This window comes from Polaribacter litorisediminis (assembly GCF_019968605.1).
Lineage (GTDB): Bacteria > Bacteroidota > Bacteroidia > Flavobacteriales > Flavobacteriaceae > Polaribacter > Polaribacter litorisediminis.
Genome location: NZ_CP082966.1, coordinates 3,171,665 through 3,190,101, shown reverse-complemented (window position 1 = coordinate 3,190,101; position 18,437 = coordinate 3,171,665). Strand labels below are relative to the sequence as shown.

18 protein-coding genes are annotated in these 18,437 nt (G+C 30.7%); 7 read left to right on the top strand and 11 right to left on the bottom strand.

Features of this window, described 5'->3' with window-relative positions; translation table 11 throughout:
* Positions 1-7: 7 nt before the first annotated feature.
* Complete coding sequence (locus K8354_RS13620; RefSeq protein ID WP_223441043.1) at positions 8-502, bottom strand: methylated-DNA--[protein]-cysteine S-methyltransferase; 495 nt, start codon at positions 500-502, stop codon at positions 8-10.
* Complete coding sequence (locus K8354_RS13615; protein WP_223441041.1) at positions 502-1,266, bottom strand: TatD family hydrolase; 765 nt, start codon at positions 1,264-1,266, stop codon at positions 502-504. The genes K8354_RS13620 and K8354_RS13615 overlap by 1 nt, the downstream gene beginning before the upstream one ends.
* A 100-nt stretch (positions 1,267-1,366) precedes the next feature.
* Here K8354_RS13615 and K8354_RS13610 point away from each other — a divergent pair, with 100 nt between their 5' ends.
* Positions 1,367-2,719: a DEAD/DEAH box helicase gene (locus K8354_RS13610; protein WP_223441039.1), complete on the top strand. Its 1,353-nt coding sequence runs from the start codon at positions 1,367-1,369 to the stop codon at positions 2,717-2,719.
* Positions 2,719-3,084, top strand: coding sequence for a DUF8840 domain-containing protein (locus K8354_RS13605; protein WP_223441037.1), 366 nt, complete (start codon positions 2,719-2,721; stop codon positions 3,082-3,084). The genes K8354_RS13610 and K8354_RS13605 overlap by 1 nt, the downstream gene beginning before the upstream one ends.
* A 50-nt stretch (positions 3,085-3,134) precedes the next feature.
* Here the strand turns inward: K8354_RS13605 and K8354_RS13600 are convergent, their stop codons facing one another.
* The 4 genes from K8354_RS13600 to K8354_RS13585 form a co-directional block, all read right to left on the bottom strand.
* On the bottom strand, positions 3,135-4,262 hold the full coding sequence (locus tag K8354_RS13600; RefSeq protein WP_223441033.1) for a phospholipase D-like domain-containing protein: 1,128 nt from the start codon (positions 4,260-4,262) through the stop codon (positions 3,135-3,137).
* Positions 4,263-4,264: 2 nt separating this feature from the next.
* Entirely contained in the window at positions 4,265-4,597 is a 333-nt protein-coding gene (locus K8354_RS13595; RefSeq protein WP_223441030.1) for a hypothetical protein, read from the bottom strand.
* Positions 4,594-5,814, bottom strand: a complete 1,221-nt coding sequence (locus K8354_RS13590) for a DNA cytosine methyltransferase (RefSeq protein ID WP_223441027.1) — start codon at positions 5,812-5,814, stop codon at positions 4,594-4,596. Before K8354_RS13590 ends, K8354_RS13595 begins: the two co-directional genes overlap by 4 nt.
* 242 nt (positions 5,815-6,056) lie before the next feature.
* Positions 6,057-6,908 (bottom strand): OmpA/MotB family protein, encoded by an 852-nt coding sequence (locus K8354_RS13585; protein ID WP_223441024.1) that lies wholly within the window; start codon positions 6,906-6,908, stop codon positions 6,057-6,059.
* Between the two features lie 113 nt (positions 6,909-7,021).
* Between K8354_RS13585 and K8354_RS13580 the strand changes: the two genes are divergently transcribed.
* From K8354_RS13580 to K8354_RS13570, 3 genes are all read left to right on the top strand, one after another.
* Positions 7,022-8,014, top strand: coding sequence for an FAD:protein FMN transferase (locus tag K8354_RS13580; protein WP_223441022.1), 993 nt, complete (start codon positions 7,022-7,024; stop codon positions 8,012-8,014).
* Between the two features lie 37 nt (positions 8,015-8,051).
* Positions 8,052-9,374 carry a hypothetical protein gene (locus K8354_RS13575; protein ID WP_223441020.1) on the top strand — a complete coding sequence of 441 codons (1,323 nt, stop codon included), beginning with the start codon at positions 8,052-8,054 and terminating at the stop codon, positions 9,372-9,374.
* A 175-nt stretch (positions 9,375-9,549) separates the two neighbouring features.
* Positions 9,550-10,842: a hypothetical protein gene (locus tag K8354_RS13570; protein WP_223441017.1), complete on the top strand. Its 1,293-nt coding sequence runs from the start codon at positions 9,550-9,552 to the stop codon at positions 10,840-10,842.
* A gap of 7 nt (positions 10,843-10,849) precedes the next feature.
* Here K8354_RS13570 and K8354_RS13565 read toward each other — a convergent pair whose 3' ends face one another.
* The 4 genes from K8354_RS13565 to gpmI form a co-directional block, all read right to left on the bottom strand.
* Positions 10,850-11,620 carry a class I SAM-dependent methyltransferase gene (locus tag K8354_RS13565; protein ID WP_223441014.1) on the bottom strand — a complete coding sequence of 257 codons (771 nt, stop codon included), beginning with the start codon at positions 11,618-11,620 and terminating at the stop codon, positions 10,850-10,852.
* Positions 11,621-11,815: 195 nt separating this feature from the next.
* On the bottom strand, positions 11,816-12,619 hold the full coding sequence (map, locus tag K8354_RS13560) for a type I methionyl aminopeptidase (protein ID WP_223441011.1): 804 nt from the start codon (positions 12,617-12,619) through the stop codon (positions 11,816-11,818).
* 180 nt (positions 12,620-12,799) lie between these two features.
* Entirely contained in the window at positions 12,800-13,417 is a 618-nt protein-coding gene (locus K8354_RS13555) for a thioredoxin family protein (protein WP_223440994.1), read from the bottom strand.
* Positions 13,417-14,934, bottom strand: a complete 1,518-nt coding sequence (gpmI, locus tag K8354_RS13550; protein ID WP_223440990.1) for a 2,3-bisphosphoglycerate-independent phosphoglycerate mutase — start codon at positions 14,932-14,934, stop codon at positions 13,417-13,419. Before gpmI ends, K8354_RS13555 begins: the two co-directional genes overlap by 1 nt.
* 296 nt (positions 14,935-15,230) lie before the next feature.
* Between gpmI and K8354_RS13545 the strand changes: the two genes are divergently transcribed.
* Positions 15,231-16,976, top strand: coding sequence for an aromatic amino acid hydroxylase (locus tag K8354_RS13545; RefSeq protein ID WP_223440989.1), 1,746 nt, complete (start codon positions 15,231-15,233; stop codon positions 16,974-16,976).
* 10 nt (positions 16,977-16,986) lie between these two features.
* Positions 16,987-17,301 (top strand): rhodanese-like domain-containing protein, encoded by a 315-nt coding sequence (locus tag K8354_RS13540; protein WP_223440986.1) that lies wholly within the window; start codon positions 16,987-16,989, stop codon positions 17,299-17,301.
* A 161-nt stretch (positions 17,302-17,462) separates the two neighbouring features.
* Here K8354_RS13540 and K8354_RS13535 read toward each other — a convergent pair whose 3' ends face one another.
* The gene (locus tag K8354_RS13535) at positions 17,463-18,419 is read right to left on the bottom strand and encodes a GSCFA domain-containing protein (RefSeq protein WP_223440983.1); all 957 of its coding nucleotides are present in this window, start codon (positions 18,417-18,419) and stop codon (positions 17,463-17,465) included.
* Between the last annotated feature and the right edge of the window lie 18 nt (positions 18,420-18,437).

The following is an 18,437-nucleotide window of genomic DNA, read 5'->3' as shown; positions in this document are numbered from 1 at the left end:
CCTCAAATTAGAAAAGAGATTGTTGTTTTACAGGATTTTCATGCGCTAATAACCACTTTTTACGCCAAATTCCGCCAGCATAACCCGTTAAAGACCCGTCAGAACCAATAACACGATGACAAGGAATAACAATCCAAATAGGATTTTTACCATTGGCTGTTGCCACGGCTCTAATGGCTTTTACATCTCCTAAAGCTTTGCTTTGTTCTAAGTAACTTTTTGTTTTTCCGTAGTTAATTTTCAATAATGATTTCCAAACTTTTATTTGAAACTTAGTCCCTTTTGGGTTTACCGTTAGGTTAAAACTAGCTCTTTTTCCGTTAAAATATTCTTCTAATTGCACGACACATTCTTGCAGGCATTCTGGGGTTTTTGCTCTTAATACATCCTCTGAAATGGTTCCGTCATCTAAAACAGAAATAGATTGAATTCCGTTTTTATCTCCTGTGATTTCAGCAATCCCTATGGGTGTTTTGTAATAAGTGGTTTGTGGTTTTTCCATTATATTCCAAAAATATCTTTAGAGTTTTGTGTTGTAATGGAAGCTATTTCTTTAAAAGATAGACCATAAATAGTTGCTAATTTATCAACAACCTTCGTAATGTAGGCACTTTCATTTCTTTTTCCTCTAAAAGGAGCAGGTGCTAAGTATGGCGAATCGGTTTCCAAAACAATATGTTTCATGTCTATTTTATGGAGAAATGTATCAATTTTACCATTTTTAAAGGTAGCTACACCGCCGATGCCTAATTTCATATGGTAAGAAATGGCTTGTTGTGCCTGATCTAAAGTTCCTGTAAAACAATGAAAAATTCCTCTTAAATCTTCACTTTTTTCGGTTTCTAAAACTTCAAAAATTTCGTCAAAAGCATCTCTACAATGAATTACAATCGGTAGTTTTTTTTCTTTTGCCCATTGTATTTGGGTTTTAAAAGCTTCTTGTTGTTGTGTTAAAAAGCTTTTATCCCAATACGAATCAATACCGATTTCGCCAATTGCATAGAAGTCTTTTTTATCAATCCATTCTTTTACGTGTGCTAATTCTTCTAAATAATTATCTTTTACGGAGGTAGGGTGCAGGCCCATCATTAAAAACACATCCTCTGGAAAGTTTTTTTCTAATTGCATCATGCTATCTGTGTGTGATGAGTCTATAGCAGGAATAAAAAAACGAGAAACACCGGCATCTTTTGCGCGTTGCATCATGGCAGCTTGGTCTTCGTTAAACTGATCAGAATATAAATGTGTATGGGTATCTGTAATCATTTTTTTATATTGAATTTATCAGCAAAATTAACAATATTAAAACTGAAATCATTATTGATACACTTTTTTATAAAACGTACCTTTGCATAAAATTTAGACAATGACTTTCAAAGATTTAGACTTATCAAATCAACTTCAATATGGTATTGACGATTTGGGTTTTCAGAACCCAACACCCATTCAAGAACAGGCATTTTCTGTGGTGAGATCTGGTAAAGATGTTGTGGGAATTGCGCAAACCGGAACGGGTAAAACATTTGCTTATATGATGCCAATTTTGCGTGATTTAAAGTTTTCTAAACAAAAACACCCAAGAATTTTAGTGTTAGTTCCCACCCGTGAATTGGTTTTGCAAGTAGTTGAAGAAGTTGAAAAATTAGCAAAATACATAAATGTACGTGTTTTAGGTGTGTATGGTGGCGCGAACATCAACACACAAAAGCAAGCTATTTTGCAAGGGCAAGATATTATTGTAGCAACACCAGGACGTTTGTATGATTTAGGATTGAGCAATGCGTTAAAACTAAAATCGATTCAGAAATTGGTGATCGATGAGGTGGATGTGATGCTAGATTTAGGATTTCGATTTCAATTGATGAATATTTTTGATATACTGCCTGAAAGGCGGCAAAATGTGTTGTTTTCTGCAACGATGACTGAAGATGTTGATTTGTTAATTAATGATTTCTTTAAAAATCCTGAAAAAATTTCGGTTGCGGTTAGCGGAACTCCGCTCGATAATATTGAACAAATTTCTTACAACGTTCCTAATTTTTTCACGAAAGTTAATTTGTTGAATTATTTCTTAAAAGACAAAGAAAATTTTCAAAAAGTATTAATTTTTGTAGGTTTTAAAAGAACTGCAGATTTGCTTTTTAAACATTTAGAAGAAATTTTTGGCAGCGAAAGCTGCGTTATTCATTCTAACAAAACACAAAATTATAGAATTCGATCTATTAGACAGTTCGATGAGGGTAAAAATAGAATTTTAGTTGCTACAGATGTGATGGCACGTGGTTTAGATTTTGATGATGTAAGTCACGTCATTAATTTTGATACACCAGATTTCCCGGAAAATTATATGCACAGAATTGGTAGAACGGGTCGTGCTGAAAAAGAAGGAAAAACAATTCTATTTTCAACAGAAAAGGAGCAGGAGTCAAAAGAACGTATTCAGGCTTTAATGGCGTATCAAATTCCGGTTTTAGAACTGCCCGAAGAGGTCGAAATTTCTACAATGCTCACAGAAGATGAGCGCCCTAGAGAAGATCAAGGTATTTCTAAAAATAGAACATCGTTAGAATATGTTCCAGGACCTGCTTTTCATGAAAAGAGCGAAAAGAACAGTCAAGTAAACCTAGGAGGTTCTTATAGAAGAGAAATTGCTAAGAAATATAAGAAGCCAAAAACGAGAGGCGATAAAAATTATAACAAACATAATAAAAAGAAATAATGCAGATTTTAACCGAACAAGAGTTGCATAATTTGGCAATGAACATTGTTGGCGAAAAGTTAGAGAAAATGGGCTATGAGTTTCAAGCAATTAATAGTCAGTTAAAAAGACATCCGCAGTATGTGTTGTTTAAAAAAGGAGAACCTACCATTTTTGTTTTGGTAAAAGCAACGGCCAATCTTCAAAATCCTAATGACTATGATGTTTTTTGGATGGAGACTTTTATAGCACATGCCAAAAAGCAAAATGCCAAAGTTTGGTTTGCCGGTGTAGGAATTGCCAATGCAGAAAGTGTTGAAAATCCTGTGTTTAAAAATCAACCTTATTATGTTGCTTTTGAAGATTTTGTAAAGGTTTTGGAGTAGGATTGTTTGATGTTTTGTGCATGGTTTCTTGCCTAATATGCGATTTTTAATTATTCCAAAAATTTATCATAACTTTCCGTTTTCATGATGTCAATTTTAAATTCTGAATTTTCATTTTTAGTTATTATTACACTATCGAAACCTAATTTATCTAATTTTTCAATTGTGGCCAATTCTCCTTCTTTTAATTGAAGTACTTTTCTTAAAAGCCAATCAGATAAAGCTTTGTTCGGATTTGTCATTAATGCCTTTGAATTATCTTGACAAACTTTTGCTTCAAAAACTTCTCCTGTTGGAATTTCCAAATTAAAAGTTTCATCTCTTTCTGGAAAAAATTTTGGATATTCATTATGAATATTTTTAGGAATAGGAATATAGATTTCTCCTAAGTTTCTTTTTCTTCCGCCTGCATTCCATTGATTTAAACCACTTTTTTCAAAAACATATTTTTCTTTTTTCTTAATTCCATAAAGTGGTAAAACAATATAATTTTCTCCTTTTATAAGTTTATCTTTTGCAGATTTATATTGATGGCTTGAAAATAAATCAAGTAATAAACTATAAGGGTCTTCAATAATATCTATTGGTAATCTAAAAGCTTTTTCGGGAATTATGAATTTTCTATATAATGTGCTTTTTGAATAATTAAAAGAATAAAAATTATGACCATCTTCAAATTGTAAACTTGCTTTATTACTATTTACAGAATTGATATTTGCAATGTCTATTTGATTATAATCTGTTTCAAAAAGAAGTAACTCTTTTTCTCTTCTTGCTACAATATGATAAAGTGAAGATTCAATATCGTAAACTCTATTCGCTAAATTAATTCTTTCATTTCTGTATTCTCCAAGTTTTAAAGCAAGGTCTTTACCTTTATAATTTTTTAAATCTCTTGAAAGGCTATTAAATTCCGCTACTTTTTCTGTGCTGTTATTTGTTTTTGAAATAAACGTTTTTAAACCAATGCCGATAGAATTGTAATCAGCATCAAAAGCAGTATCAGAACGTGATAGGTTATTTGCTTCAAAACTTCTACAAAATATATTTTCGGCAACTCTATAATTAATAAAAGGTACGGCACTTTCACTAAAAAGTCCTGAAATTTTAGAAACAGCAGAAAGTAGTTTTAAATAATTCCCATCATTCTCTAAATCTAATTCTGCAAATGATTTCATTATTAAACCGCTTTTGCTAACCTATATAATTCGCCTTTTTCATTAGTAATTATTTCTAAAACAGTACTATAATTCTCAGGCTTTTGCTTATTTTTTGACTTGTAATATTCTTCAATCAATTTATATTCTAGATTACTTAAATAATCAAGAAACTGAGATTCTTCATAACTTGATGATATATTTGGGCAAAAACTATCATGCTTTACAGCTATTTTAAAATAATAATTTGAATCAATATTATGAACTTTTATAGCATAAACATTTTCTGGGAGTGATATTAAATTTTTATCAAGAGAAAAATTAATATCTAAAATTTTTGTATCTATATTTTTCATAAAACATTTATTATTTCTTTAGCAATTCTTTCTATTAAAGTTGTTGTTACAGAGTTACCAGCTTGCATATATAATTTACTATTAGCAAGATTTGGTAAAATGTAGTTTTTGGGATACCCTTGAAAAGAAAAACATTCTCTTGGTGTTAATTTTCTAATTCCAAAATTATCTTTAATTAAAGGAACATTATGACCTCCAGTTCCCATATTGGCTGTTAATGTAGGACAAACATTACTTTTATTTTCTCTGACATACACTCTTCTCCATTGATAAACAGTGTCTTTAGAAGTCATAGTTTTCTCAAGTTCTGGATAGTATTTATGCTCTTTTGGATAATAATATTTAGTTTCTTGTTTTCCTTTTTCTAAAATATTATGAATAGTTTTTGTTAATTCAATTTTTTCTGGAAATTTGAAATTACTCCAATTTTTTACTTGATTTGGGTCGAAAGCAACAATAAATATTCTTTCTCTATTTTGAGGAATATTTGCGTGAGTAACTGAATTTAAAATTGAGCTAAAAACTTTATAACCTAATTTCTTTTCTAAAACTTCAATTATAGTTTTAAATGTTTTTCCTTTATCGTGTGAAACTAAATTTTTAACATTTTCTAAAAAAACAACCTTTGGTCTATGTTTATTTATAATTTGTTCTACGTCAAAAAATAGAGTTCCTCTTGTATCTGCAAAACCTTTTCTATTTCCTGCAATTGAAAATGCTTGACAAGGAAAACCTGCACACAAAACCTCAAATCCTTTAGGAATGTAATTTTTTGTAGTTTCTTTTGTAATATCGCCAAATGGAATTTCTCCAAAATTTTCTCTATAAGTTTTTTTTGCTGCATTTTCCCATTCGCTCGTATAAACACATTTTCCGCCAACATTTTGCAAAGCCAACCTAAATCCACCAATTCCTGCAAATAAATCTATAAATTTAAATTTATAATTTTCGGGAGTTGGAAAAGGAACATTTTCTACTTCAAAAAGTAGTTGTTGTAAAGCATCTTCTTCTGCAATGGAAATATTTTCGTCTTGTTTGTATTCTACAAAGTTTTTGATAATTTTTAAAGCATCTTCTCTGTAATGTTTAGAAACGCCATTGTGTACATTATGTAAATAGTGCGTAATAACAGCTTTATCTTCTGGCTCAACAAGTTTTATTTGATAGTTTTTTCCATCAAATTCTTCAATACCAATCATTTTTTTTTCTGTTATCAAACCTTATTTTGTATTTAAAAACAAAAATAGTATTTTATTCTGGTAATTCAACGAGCTTGATGAAAATGCGAAAAGTTTTTTTTAGCATTGAAGTTAAACGAATTTACCTAAATTTTCTGAGAAAGTAATGTTGTCAAAACCTAAAATTCAAGGTATAAGAGCAACGCTACTATTTTTAAAAAATTTATATAAAAAAAACCATCTGAATTTCAGATGGTTTTAGAATTTATAAAAAGCTATTATTAGTTAGAAGCATCTTGCTCTAATAAATTAAAGAATTGATTTAATTCTGGCATGATGATAATTTTTGTTCTTCTGTTTTTAGATTTGTTTTCAGCAGTATCATTTGGTGCTAATGGAATATATTGACTTCTACCTGCCGCAATTAATCTTTGTGGTTTTACACCATATTTGTATTGTAAAATTCTGGTAATTGAAGTAGCTCTTAAAGCAGATAAATCCCAATTATCTTGAATTAAATTTCTCTTAATTGGTGTGTTATCTGTATGACCTTCAATCATCACATCCATTTTAGGTTGATCTTTAACTACTTTGGCAATTTTCTCTAAAACAGAATAAGCTTTATCAGTTACATTGTAACTACCGCTTTTAAATAATAATTTATCAGAAATTGAAATAAAAACCACCGTTTTTTCAACGTTAACTTCAATATCTTCATCTCGAATACCCTCTGTTAAGTTTTTTGTTAAGTGATATTTTAAAGCAAGATTAATAGAATCTTTCTGAGTCATGGCAGTTCTAATACCATTAATATACTTATCTTTTTCGTTTAACTGAGAAATTACAGTTTTAATATTTTCAGAAGAAGATTGCGTTAAAACTGTTAAATTTTCTACTTGTTTTAAAGCCGTTTTTTTGTCATCCTTAAAATATTTAATTTGTTCTTCAAGAGCCGCTAATTTGGTTTCTTGTTTCTCTTTTTCAATTAAATACTTTTGTAAAGTTGTTTCAGTTTTTAGTAACTCATCTTTGGTTTGGGCGTGTGTTGTTTCTAAATCAACAAATTGTTTTTTAGAAACACAAGAACTTACTAAGATTGTTGTTAATAGGAGTAATACTGTTATTTTTTTCATAATTTAGAATAAAATTTATAGTACAAAGTTAACAAAATAGATAGATATTAGTGCGTGTAATCCATAATTTGTGAAAATTTTATGTCGTATTTTTGTATCCCATTAAAAATTTTATGAAAACAACTAAAACGTTACTGATTTTTGCAGTTTTAACAATTTTTGTATCTTGTAATCAGGATATAAAAACGCAAAACTTTACTTTAAGAGGTGGAATATTCGGCACTACCTACAAAATTACGTATTTAAATGCCAAAGACAATTACCAAAAGCAACTAGATAGTTTATTTCTTAGGATTAATAATTCCGTATCGACTTACATTTCAACTTCGGATATTTCGAAAGTGAATCTAGGAGAAACAGGCGTTTTTATTGATACTATTTTTAAGGAAGTCTTTCAAAAATCAAAAAAGATTTATAAAGAAACAGATGGTTATTTTGACCCAACCGTTGGTAATTTGGTAAATGCATATGGTTTCGGGCCTAAAACAGAAAAATTGAATCTCACAGATGATCAAGTAAAGGAGTATATGCAATTTGTTGGTTTAGATAAAGTAGCGTTAATTGAAGGACAAATTGTGAAAGCGCATCCTAAAATATATTTAGATTTTAATTCTATTGCCAAAGGCTTTGCAATTGATATTGTTGCCCGTTTTTTAAATGATAAAAATATTGATAATTATTTAATTGAAATTGGTGGGGAAATACGTGCAAAAGGAACCAAAGATAACAATAAACCATGGATTATTAAATTGGTAAACCCTGTAAACGCAATAGATAATGAAGGGTTTAAGGTCATAAATCTTTCAGATAAATCGATGGCAACTTCTGGCAACTATAGAAAATATAGAGTTGCAGAGAACGGAAAAAAGTATGTACATACTATCAATCCTAAAACGGGGTTCGCTACAGAAAGCAATTTATTAAGTGCCTCTGTAATTGCCAGTATAGATTGTGCTGATGTAGATGCCTACGCAACTGCATTTATGGCGATGGGCCTAGAAAAGAGTATTGTATTTTTAGAGAAAAATCCTAAAATACAAGCAATTCTATTGTTCTCTGATGCTGACGGTAACATCAACGAATATACGAACTATATGTATAATTAGATATTTTTATTATCTTGCAAGAGAAAAGCCTTAAAATATGAAAAAAACAATCCTCTCAATAGTTTTTCTGATATCATTTACTTTAATTAATGCGCAAAAAAAGGTTGCGATTGCAAATTTTTATATAAAGCGAGCAAATACTGCTATAGAAAGTAGTTTAGACTATAAGGCTGCACTTTCTGATTTTGAGAATGCACTGGAGAATATTGATACTATTTCAGATCGAAAAATAGCCTCTTTAGGTTCTTCAATTTATTTTGAATTGCACCTAAAAAAACCGACGATTGAAGAAAAATTAGAGTTTTTAAAAAAAGCGAAAGAATATTCAGATTTATATTTTAGTTTGTTTGAAGATGTAACTTCCGAAGAGTATAATGCAAACGTACCTCGTTCTATTAAAATAATGGAAGCTACTGAAGTTTTAGAAGAGGAATTAGAAAAGAAGAGACTAGCATTTATCAAAAAACAAAAAGAATTAAAAAGAATAGATTCTTTAAAAACGGTTTGGCAAAATAAATACAATTCTTTAGTTTTTGAAGCAGATAGTATTTACAAATTCAATAAAAACAATATTGCTTTATATTCAAAAAATGGTTTTTTCGGAATTATAAATGATGTAGGAGATGTTCTTTTTGAAGCCGATGAATATAAAGACGCATTAGTTTTTGACGGATACATCATTCTGAAAAATAGAATTACAGAACCCACGAAATTGTATAGTTTTAATACGAATAATTCTGAAGGTTTTTTACTGCCAAGGATAGCTGATTTTAATGCGCTTTCTACACATTATGGAGCCGTTATGTTGCCAAGAGGAAATGGAATATTAGTAACCTATCCTAACAACTCTTATGAGCCATTTATCTATGATTTAAATGCTAAAAACGTTGTTAAATTCACGCAAGATCTTCAAGATTTATTTAAAAATCTCAAAAAGGCAGATAAAATTGATAAATACAACAAAGATGATCAAATAAAGATTGGTAAGAATTGGTATAATTTTGGAGGTCATATAGGAGGAGGTGTTTATCCTTTGTATGAAACTGAAAACCCTAAATTATTTGGTTTTCTATGTGCCCTAGATGGTAGTTTGTTGCAGGCAAGTTCGGGTTATAAAGCTATTGGAACTTTTTATAATAATAATTTTCAAGCAATAAGTGACACTGAATCTTTTTGGATAAACCAAAACGGAACTAAATTAAATCAGGTTAGAGAAGAAGCCAAAGACTATTCAGGTAATTCTGAGATTAAGAAACTAGATTCCGGCGGTTTTCATATCATAAAAGAAGGAGTCATTATTTTAGGAGAAGAAAAATTAGAAAATAGGTCACTTTTTTTACAAAAATTTCCAAAAAAATAATAATTAGTTTTCTTAGCAGATAGTATCTCTAGTTTTCAGAGTTTTAATAATTATTTATAAAAAAATAAATATTCGATAAACCAAATTTTAATTAAGTTTGGTTTTTTCACTGTGTTCTTAAGTCTTAATTTTTCTTACATTTGTACCCGAAAATTAAATGGTATTAAATAAAAATATGAGAAAATTTTTAATCACAATTATTCTTATACTGACTTATTCAATAGTTCAAGCACAATCTAATAGAACCCTCGCAAATCGAAGTATAGCAAAAGCCTACAAAACAATAGAAAATAGTATTGACTATCAGAAGGCTCTCCTTTATTTTGAGCAAGCAATTCAATACAAAAATGTTCGATTAAATAGAGACATGGCAGCTCTCGGTGCATCGGTTTACTTTGAGGTGCATCATAAAAGAGCAACTTTAAAAGAGCAATTAGAGTTTTTAGAAAAGGCAAAATATTATTCTTTAAAATATTTTGATTTAGCTAACAATAAATATTCTATAATGTATAAGAATAATGAAGAGATTCTATCTTTAGCATTAAAGAATATTGAAATTTTAAAAAAGAAAATTATTAAAGAAAAGGAATTAAGAAGAATAGATTCTTTAAAAACTATTTGGAAAAATAAATCTCTTACGTTAGCTATAAAGGCAGATAATCTTTATAACTTTAATAAAAATGGAATTGCTGTTTATGAAAATAATGGTTTTTTCGGAATCATTACAGATGTGGGAGAAGTGGTTTTAGAAGCTTCTGAGTATAAAGATTTTTTAAGTTTTGATGGTTTTATAATTCTTAAAAACGAAAAAGTAAATCCTTCTAAAATTTATGCGTATAATTCAAAAAATAAAATAGGTTTTCAACTCCCTAAAGTATCAAATTTTAATCCGCTTTCTACTCATTTTGGAACCGTGATGTTGCCAAGAGGTAACGGGCGATTAGTAACATATCCTAACAATGCTAGTATGCCTTTAGTATATGATTTAAATGCAAGAAAATATGTGAGAGTTGCTAATGAAATTGAACTTTTAAGAAAATTAAGCAAAGCAGATATTATTGATCGATATAATAAAAAAGGAAAAGCTAAAATTCATAAAGTTTGGTATAATTTTGGGGGACACCTAGGAGGGGGTATGCACCCAATGTATAGTGAAGAAAATTCGATGCTAAAAGGTTTTTTATGCTCGATAGATGGTAGTTTTTTAAAGACAAATACAGATTATCAATTTTTGGGTATATTTTATAATGATAAATTTGAAGCCATTAAAGATGGTAAGACTTTTTGGATCAATAGAAACGGAAGACAAGTTCGAAAAGCAGTCGATATCGCTGATAATTACGCAGGCAAATCTAGGATTGCAAAACTAGAAAATGGATACTATCAAATCATTAGAGATGGAATGATTGTTTTAGGAGAAGAAAAATTAGAAAAAATGTCTGTTTTCTTAAGGAATTTCTCAAAATAAGTAGTGCTTAGTTTTTATAACAAACCGGAAGTATTTCTCCTTTCATCAAACAAAATCGTGCTAGTTTTTCTGGAGCGATTTTTTTTGTATACTCAACTTCATCCACTTTAAAACCCACAGAACGTAGCTTATCAAAATAATCTAAACCATAGACTCTTACATGATCGTATTGCCCAAATATTTTTGCACGTTCTTTTCTGTCTGTAATAGAAGCGTCTTCAAAAGTTGTTTTTCTAGTGATGTCTTGCGGAATTTGAAAAATACCAAACCCGCCTTTTTTTAGGACTCTAAATAATTCGCGCATGGCTTTTGTATCATCCGGAATATGTTCTAAAACATGGTTGCAAAAAACAACGTCAAACGAATTATCTTCAAATGGTAAATTGCAAATATCAGCTTTTACATCGGCAATAGGAGATTCTAAATCAGAAGTAATATATGTTAGATTCTTCTGTTTTCTGAAGACCTCTAAAAAACATTGTTCTGGCGCAATATGAAGTGTTTTGAATTTTTTTGTAGAGGTAAAAAAATCAGTTTCATCTTTTAAAAAAAGCCACATTAATCGATGTCTTTCTAATGATAAGGTGGATGGAGAAAGGGCGTTTTCTCGCTGTTTTCCATATCCATAAGGTAAAAATTTACGAAACGATTTGCCGTCAATTGGGTCTGTAAAGGTATCGCCTTTTAGTGCTAAAGCTATTATTGGACGTACCAAATAACTTGCTTTAATTAATAAAGGTCTTGGTATGGTGTTGAGTATAGTTTTGAATATAGACACGAATTACACTAATTTCACAAAATAACTCTTTTGTAGGTTAAACGATCTTCTCCAAAATTCACTAATAACCCTAATTCTTTATGGACTTCCATACAAACTCCTATACTATTGTAAGCTTCTTGTTTGCAGAATAAAAAGGTCATATTAATTTAAGTATAAATTTGGTATTCGTATAATTTATGAATTTAGCGTTTGCTATTGTCTAAACTCGTCTTCCTCGTTCGTAACAATTCCTAAAGCTTCATTTACGTATTTAAAGGTAGAAAGTAGTTCTGGTTTGCCGTTTACAATAGCAACGTCGTGCTCAAAATGCGCTGACGGTTTGTTGTCTAACGTAGTAATTGTCCAACCATCAGAATGCTGTCTTATTTTTTGAGTTCCCATATTGATCATCGGTTCAATGGCGACAACCATCCCTTCTACAAACTTTTTTCCTCTTCCTCTCTTTCCGTAATTTGGCATTTCTGGATCTTCATGCATAGTGCGCCCTAAACCATGGCCTACTAACTCTCTTACAACACCATAACCATGTTTTTCTGAGAAATTCTGAATAGCAAAACCAACATCACCCACTCTATTTCCTGCTTTAAATTCTCGGATACCGACGTACAAACTTTCTTTGGTAACTTCTAATAACTTTTTTGTTGCCACATCAATTTCGCCAACGGCAAAAGTATAGGCGTGATCTCCATAAAAACCATTTTTTAAAGCACCACAATCTATAGAGATAATATCACCTTCTTTTAAAGGTTCGCTGGTAGGAAACCCATGAACCACTTGAGAATTCGGACTCATACAAAGCGTATTCGGAAAATCGTACAAACCTAAAAAACCAGGTATTGCACCTTGTTCTCTAATAAAATCTTCTGCCAGTTTGTCTAAATATAAAGTAGTGACACCAGGTTTTACTTCTTTTGCAAGCATTCCTAATGTTTTAGAAACAACAAGTGCACTTTCGCGCATTATTTCTATTTCTTCTTTGGTTTTAATTTTAATCATTTTCAAAAATTGAGCTGCAAAGTTACTATATTTATTAGAATTTAGTTCTTGGAGATTGTCTAAAGCGAAAAGAAACTATTAAACTAAGATACGACAGAAATTAAATTTATTTTGAGACATTTTTATCGGTATGCCTCCGCATATCTAATTAAAAAAAAGAAGTGTAGCATGCATGAAAATTTATTCGCTTTTATCGTAAGAGTGCTTATAAGGCTGTCCAGTAACAATTTTTAAAATATCTTTTTCAAGAGTTTCTCTCGGATATTCCACAAAGCGTCCAACTTCTTTTCCATCTTTAAAGAAAATAAAAGTAGGCACTCTAATGATATTGAATCCTTCTTGTAAATTATCTGGTGTTTTTTTGTTTCTGCCCACAGTAATAAGTTCAAAATAAGTTTCATCAAAACCAGTTTCTTCTAAAATCTTATAAAAACGAGGCGTTTCTCTTCTGCTATCTCCGCACCAAGTGCCCATAAATCCTTTAATTGTAAATTTATTTATTTCTTTTTTGAGTTTTTCAATGATTTCTTGATCTGTTTTGTATTCGTTGTATCTGCTGTCAAACCAAGGCTTAAAAGAAGCGTCTGCAAAAGATGATTTATTAGCTATGCCAATTAAATACCCTCTGTCATTTTTCTGAGCAGTAATAGGTTTTGCTTTTTGCCTTACAATTTCTTTAATTTTAATTATGTTTTCAGTTTTGTTTTCGATTACAATCTTCTTTTCTGCAGTGGTTTTACTTGAATTACAAGCCAAACCTAAGACGATTAATAAAAGTAAGAACGTGTTTTTTATCATTATAAAAGTGATTTTTGAGTCATTTCTTTTGGTTGTGCAACTCCCATAAGATCTAAAATTGTGGGAGCAATATCGCCCAAAATTCCACTATGAATAGATTTTATTTCGTCATCAATTAAAATAAAAGGAACAGGATTTGTGGTGTGCGCTGTATGAGGAGAGCCATCAGGATTCATCATGGTTTCGCAGTTACCATGATCTGCAATTAGTAGCGTGGAATAGCCATTTGCTAAACCAGTTTCTATTACTTCTTTGGCACAAATATCAACAGCTTCACAGGCTTTAATGGCGGCATCCATTATTCCTGTATGCCCAACCATATCTCCGTTTGCAAAATTTAAGCAAACAAAATCAGCGTCACCCTTTTTTAAATCAGCACACAAAGCATCTTTTAATTCGAAGGCAGACATTTCTGGTTTAAGATCATAAGTTGCTACTTTAGGAGAGTTTCTTAAAATACGAGATTCTCCTTCAAAAGGTGCTTCTTGTCCGCCTGAAAAGAAAAATGTTACATGAGGATATTTCTCAGTTTCGGCAATTCTAATTTGTTTTTTACCAGCTTTTGATAAAACTTCACCCAGCGTATTTTTAATATTATCGTTATTATAAATTACATGAATGCCTTTAAAAGAAGCGTCATATAAAGTCATGGTTGTAAAATATAAATCTAATTTTTTCATTTGAAATTCAGGAAAATCATTCTGACATAAAGCATTGGTTAATTCCCTTCCTCGATCGGTTCTATAATTGAAGAAAATTACGGCATCACCTTCTTTTATTTGCGCTTTTGGAGATCCATCTTCATTGGTAATAATAATAGGCTTATGAAATTCATCTGTCAAACCTTTTTCATAATTTTGTTTGATGGTTGCAATAATATCCGTAGTTTTTGTTCCAACGGCATTTACAATTCCATCATAAGCTTCATGAACACGTTCCCATCTATTATCTCGATCCATGGCATAGTAACGACCTGTAACGGTCGCTAATTCACCTGTACTTTTTTTCATGTATTCTTGGATCTCGTTAAGAAAAAACGCTCCTGATTTTGGGTCACAATCTCTACCATCAGTAAAAGCGTGTAAATAGACATTATCAGCGTTTTGTTCTTTTGCAACATCTAACAATCCTTTTAAATGGTCTATGTGAGCATGAATTCCACCATTAGAAACTAATCCTAATAAATGAATGTTTTTATTGTTTTCTTTAGCATATTTAAAAGTATCTAAAAGCACTTTTTCCTTTCCTAACGTTTTTTCTTTAACCGCTTTATTAATTCTAGCCAAATTTTGATACACAATTCTACCAGCACCTAAATTCATGTGGCCAACTTCAGAATTGCCCATTTGACCTTCAGGTAACCCCACATATTCTCCATCAGTCCTCAATTGTGCATTCGGGTATTTGTCATATAAAGAATTGATGAAAGGTGTTTTAGCATTATAAATTGCGGATACTTTAGGGTCTTGTGTAATTCCCCATCCGTCTAAAATCATTAAGATAACTTTCTTGTTCATTTGTCTAAATTGAGTAGTAAAAGTAAGAAAGATTTTGAAGGTATGCTTATTTTTTTACGAAAGCGATAAAGTAACTTTTATCTATTACCGCAATGTTGATTTGTGAACTGCTTTGATTCTTAATAAAATATTACTGCTGATTTATTAGGAAAAATAAGGTTTACCTAATAAATAGTATAATTGTGTTTTCAATAATAATAAGTTATTTTTATTTTCAAATTAATTTTTAACTGTAATGAAAGTATAAATTCATTGCAAAATTCGTAAATTTACCGTCAAAATTTATCATATTTTTAATGGAAACTCATTTTGAAATCAATAGTGTTACTGCCAAGTTGCCTAAGCATCTGCATAAATTTATTGTAAAACAGCCTTATCAAGAATATACTGCTCAAAATCAAGCAGTTTGGCGTTATGTTATGAGAATGAATGTGGATTATTTAAGCAAAGTTGCACATAAATCGTACATTCCTGGACTGAAAAAAACAGGGATTTCTCTAGAAAATATTCCTCATATGGAGGGTATGAATAGAATTTTAAAAGAAATTGGTTGGGCAGCAGTTTCGGTCGATGGTTTTATTCCGCCGAATGCTTTTATGGAATTTCAAGCGTATAATGTTTTGGTCATTGCTTCTGATATGAGAACTATAAATCATATAGAATATACTCCTGCGCCAGATATTATTCATGAAGCTGCAGGGCATGCACCCATAATTGCAAATCCTGAATACGCCGAATATTTAAGACGTTTTGGTGAAATTGGGAGTAAGGCAATTTCCTCTGCCAAAGATTATGAGGTGTATGAAGCAATTCGACGGTTATCGATCTTAAAAGAGAATCCGAATGCTACTCAAAAAGAAATTGATGATGCCCAAGAAAAAGTAGAATGGTTGCAAGAAAATATGGGCGAATTGTCTGAAATGGCGCAAATAAGAAACTTGCATTGGTGGACTGTAGAGTACGGATTAATTGGAAGTTTAGAACATCCTAAAATATACGGAGCTGGTTTGCTTTCTTCGATAGGAGAAAGTGCATGGTGTATGCAGCCTCAAGTAAAAAAAGTTCCGTATTCGATCCATGCAGCAACCATCAATTTTGATATTACAAAACCGCAGCCTCAATTGTTTGTAACACCCGATTTTGCTTATTTGAGTTTGGTATTAGACGAATTTGCAAATACAATGGCTTTAAGAACTGGTGGCTTAAAAGGTGTTCAGAAACTCATAAATTCTGAAAACTTAGGAACTATTGAATTAACTACAGGTATTCAAATATCGGGGGTCTTCACAAACGTTATTCAATATAAAAATAACAAGGTTGCGTATTTTCAAACAGTCGGAAAAACTGCTTTGGCAAATAGGGATAAGGAATTAATTGGTCACGGTGTTACAAGGCATCCAGCTGGTTTTGGGAGTCCGGTGGGTAAATTAAAAGGAATTAATTTGCCTATTGAAGATATGAGTCCTAGAGATTTAAAAGCATACGGAATTTACGAAGGCGAATTCATGACCTTGGAGTTTGAAAGTGGTGTTATTGTAAAAGGAAAAGCAATTACGGGAACAAGAGATTTAAGAGGTAAAATACTCATTATTACTTTAGATGATTGCACGGTTACTTACCAAAATGAAATACTATTTCAGCCCGAATGGGGTTTATATGATATGGCAATTGGTAAAGAAGTAATTTCAGCATACTCTGGCGCCGCAGATGTTGCTTCTTTTGAGGATTATAGCAAAGTTTCTGAAATAAAAACTCATAAAATTACCTATTCTGAATCAGAGAAAGAACTCTATTTTTTGTACAGTAAAGTAAGAGAAATGAGAGTAGAAAATTCTGTAACGGAAGAAAAAATTATAGCAATATTGAATCATTTAAAACTAAAATTTCCGAACGATTGGTTGTTGCTTTTAGAATTGTATGAATTAGCTTTAAATCACAATTTTTCGATTAAAAATGATCTTTTAAACATCTTAATAGATTTAAAAAGTAATAAAAGTTACACAGCACTTATAGAAAATGGCTTAAATTTGCATCAAAATTAAAAAAAATCACATGGGGTTATTTGACATGTTTAAAAGAAAAGATATGAGTGTTGAAATTAAAGAGTATTTAGAAAAAGGTGCCATTGTTTTAGATGTTAGAACCCTAATGGAGTGGAATAGTGGTCATATAAAAGGGGCTAAAAACATCGTTCTAAATTTAATTCCTCTAGAAATTGACAAGATAAAGTCTTGGAATAAACCAATCATTGCGGTTTGTAAAAGTGGAGGTAGAAGCGGACAAGCTACGCAGTTTTTAAAGCAAAATGGTATCGATGCAATCAATGGTGGTCCTTGGCAAAATGTAGATCAATATATTGACAAATAATACCAATTTCATTTTTTAATGTGGTATAAATAAATTGAATTATATATCCATATTAAAAATAATTAGCACAGTATGTATCAAGATAATTTTTTTGATAAAAACTAAGCTAAAAAGAAACAATTTATTTCGGTATTATACAATTAAAGTGGTGTAATAAGAGTCTATTTTTCAAAGTTTATAAAAGAGTATTGCTGATGCAAGCTCTTTTTTTTGTTTTCTAAATTGGCTAAAAACTGTTGATGCTCGCTAGATTTTTCATTAAAAGGTCTATGCAGAATTCCTTTTTGAATTGTATCAACTTCTTTCATAATCGATGCTGTTTCAGAAGAAAACCAAGTATCCACGAATTTTTCCCAAATATAATTGATGGCAGTTTTATTGGGATGCAGCATGTCTTCTGTATAAAAACGATAATCTCTTAATTCATCCATCATAATTTCAAAAGAAGGAAAATAATAAGTGTTTTTTCTAAGATCGATAACAGTATGAATGGCAGCAATTAAATGCGCCTTACTTTGGGTGTTCTCTATAAAACCATCTTTTAAATGTCTTACAGGAGAAACCGTAAAGATCACATTTATATTTGTATTGACAGATTTTAAAATCGCAATTATCGAAGATAAACATTCCGAAATTTCATCCACAGAAAGCAACTCTTTTAAGAATTTTTTCTGCGGAATTTTATGACAATTCGCCACAATGATATCGGTTTCGATAAACCTGTAAACCCAAGAAGTGCCTAATGTAATTATTATATGAGAAGCTTCTTTTAGCTTTTTATTGGTAGATACTATTGCGGTGTTTAAATTGATTAAAAGCTCATTTTTATCAGCAGAACTAGCACTAGAATGGGCATCAAAACAATGCCATCGTTCATTTTGGAAAATGATGTCTTTTTCTGAATATACTTTTTCATTGATAGCATGAGTAATAAAAGTTTCTATAGCTCTTGGATGAAAAAGGATTCCAAAGGGATTTTGGCTAGCTTGAAATTTAAAATAATTGAATTGATGACCTATATTCTCTGAAAAACAAGAACCCAGTAGCAGTAATTTTGAATGGTAACCAATAGGGTTTCTAGATTCTTTACCAATAGGTATTTGAGTTTGAAGTTTCATGAATTATTGTTCAAAAAG

Bases quoted from the DNA above. Each gene is read 5' to 3' on its own strand.
- K8354_RS13620 (WP_223441043.1), bottom strand. From the start codon at position 502: ATGGAAAAACCACAAACCACTTATTACAAAACACCCATAGGGATTGCT.
- K8354_RS13615 (WP_223441041.1), bottom strand. From the start codon at position 1,266: ATGATTACAGATACCCATACACATTTATATTCTGATCAGTTTAACGAA.
- K8354_RS13610 (WP_223441039.1), top strand. From the start codon at position 1,367: ATGACTTTCAAAGATTTAGACTTATCAAATCAACTTCAATATGGTATT.
- K8354_RS13605 (WP_223441037.1), top strand. From the start codon at position 2,719: ATGCAGATTTTAACCGAACAAGAGTTGCATAATTTGGCAATGAACATT.
- K8354_RS13600 (WP_223441033.1), bottom strand. From the start codon at position 4,262: ATGAAATCATTTGCAGAATTAGATTTAGAGAATGATGGGAATTATTTA.
- K8354_RS13595 (WP_223441030.1), bottom strand. From the start codon at position 4,597: ATGAAAAATATAGATACAAAAATTTTAGATATTAATTTTTCTCTTGAT.
- K8354_RS13585 (WP_223441024.1), bottom strand. From the start codon at position 6,908: ATGAAAAAAATAACAGTATTACTCCTATTAACAACAATCTTAGTAAGT.
- K8354_RS13580 (WP_223441022.1), top strand. From the start codon at position 7,022: ATGAAAACAACTAAAACGTTACTGATTTTTGCAGTTTTAACAATTTTT.
- K8354_RS13575 (WP_223441020.1), top strand. From the start codon at position 8,052: ATGAAAAAAACAATCCTCTCAATAGTTTTTCTGATATCATTTACTTTA.
- K8354_RS13570 (WP_223441017.1), top strand. From the start codon at position 9,550: ATGAGAAAATTTTTAATCACAATTATTCTTATACTGACTTATTCAATA.
- map (WP_223441011.1), bottom strand. From the start codon at position 12,619: ATGATTAAAATTAAAACCAAAGAAGAAATAGAAATAATGCGCGAAAGT.
- K8354_RS13555 (WP_223440994.1), bottom strand. From the start codon at position 13,417: ATGATAAAAAACACGTTCTTACTTTTATTAATCGTCTTAGGTTTGGCT.
- gpmI (WP_223440990.1), bottom strand. From the start codon at position 14,934: ATGAACAAGAAAGTTATCTTAATGATTTTAGACGGATGGGGAATTACA.
- K8354_RS13545 (WP_223440989.1), top strand. From the start codon at position 15,231: ATGGAAACTCATTTTGAAATCAATAGTGTTACTGCCAAGTTGCCTAAG.
- K8354_RS13540 (WP_223440986.1), top strand. From the start codon at position 16,987: ATGGGGTTATTTGACATGTTTAAAAGAAAAGATATGAGTGTTGAAATT.
- K8354_RS13535 (WP_223440983.1), bottom strand. From the start codon at position 18,419: ATGAAACTTCAAACTCAAATACCTATTGGTAAAGAATCTAGAAACCCT.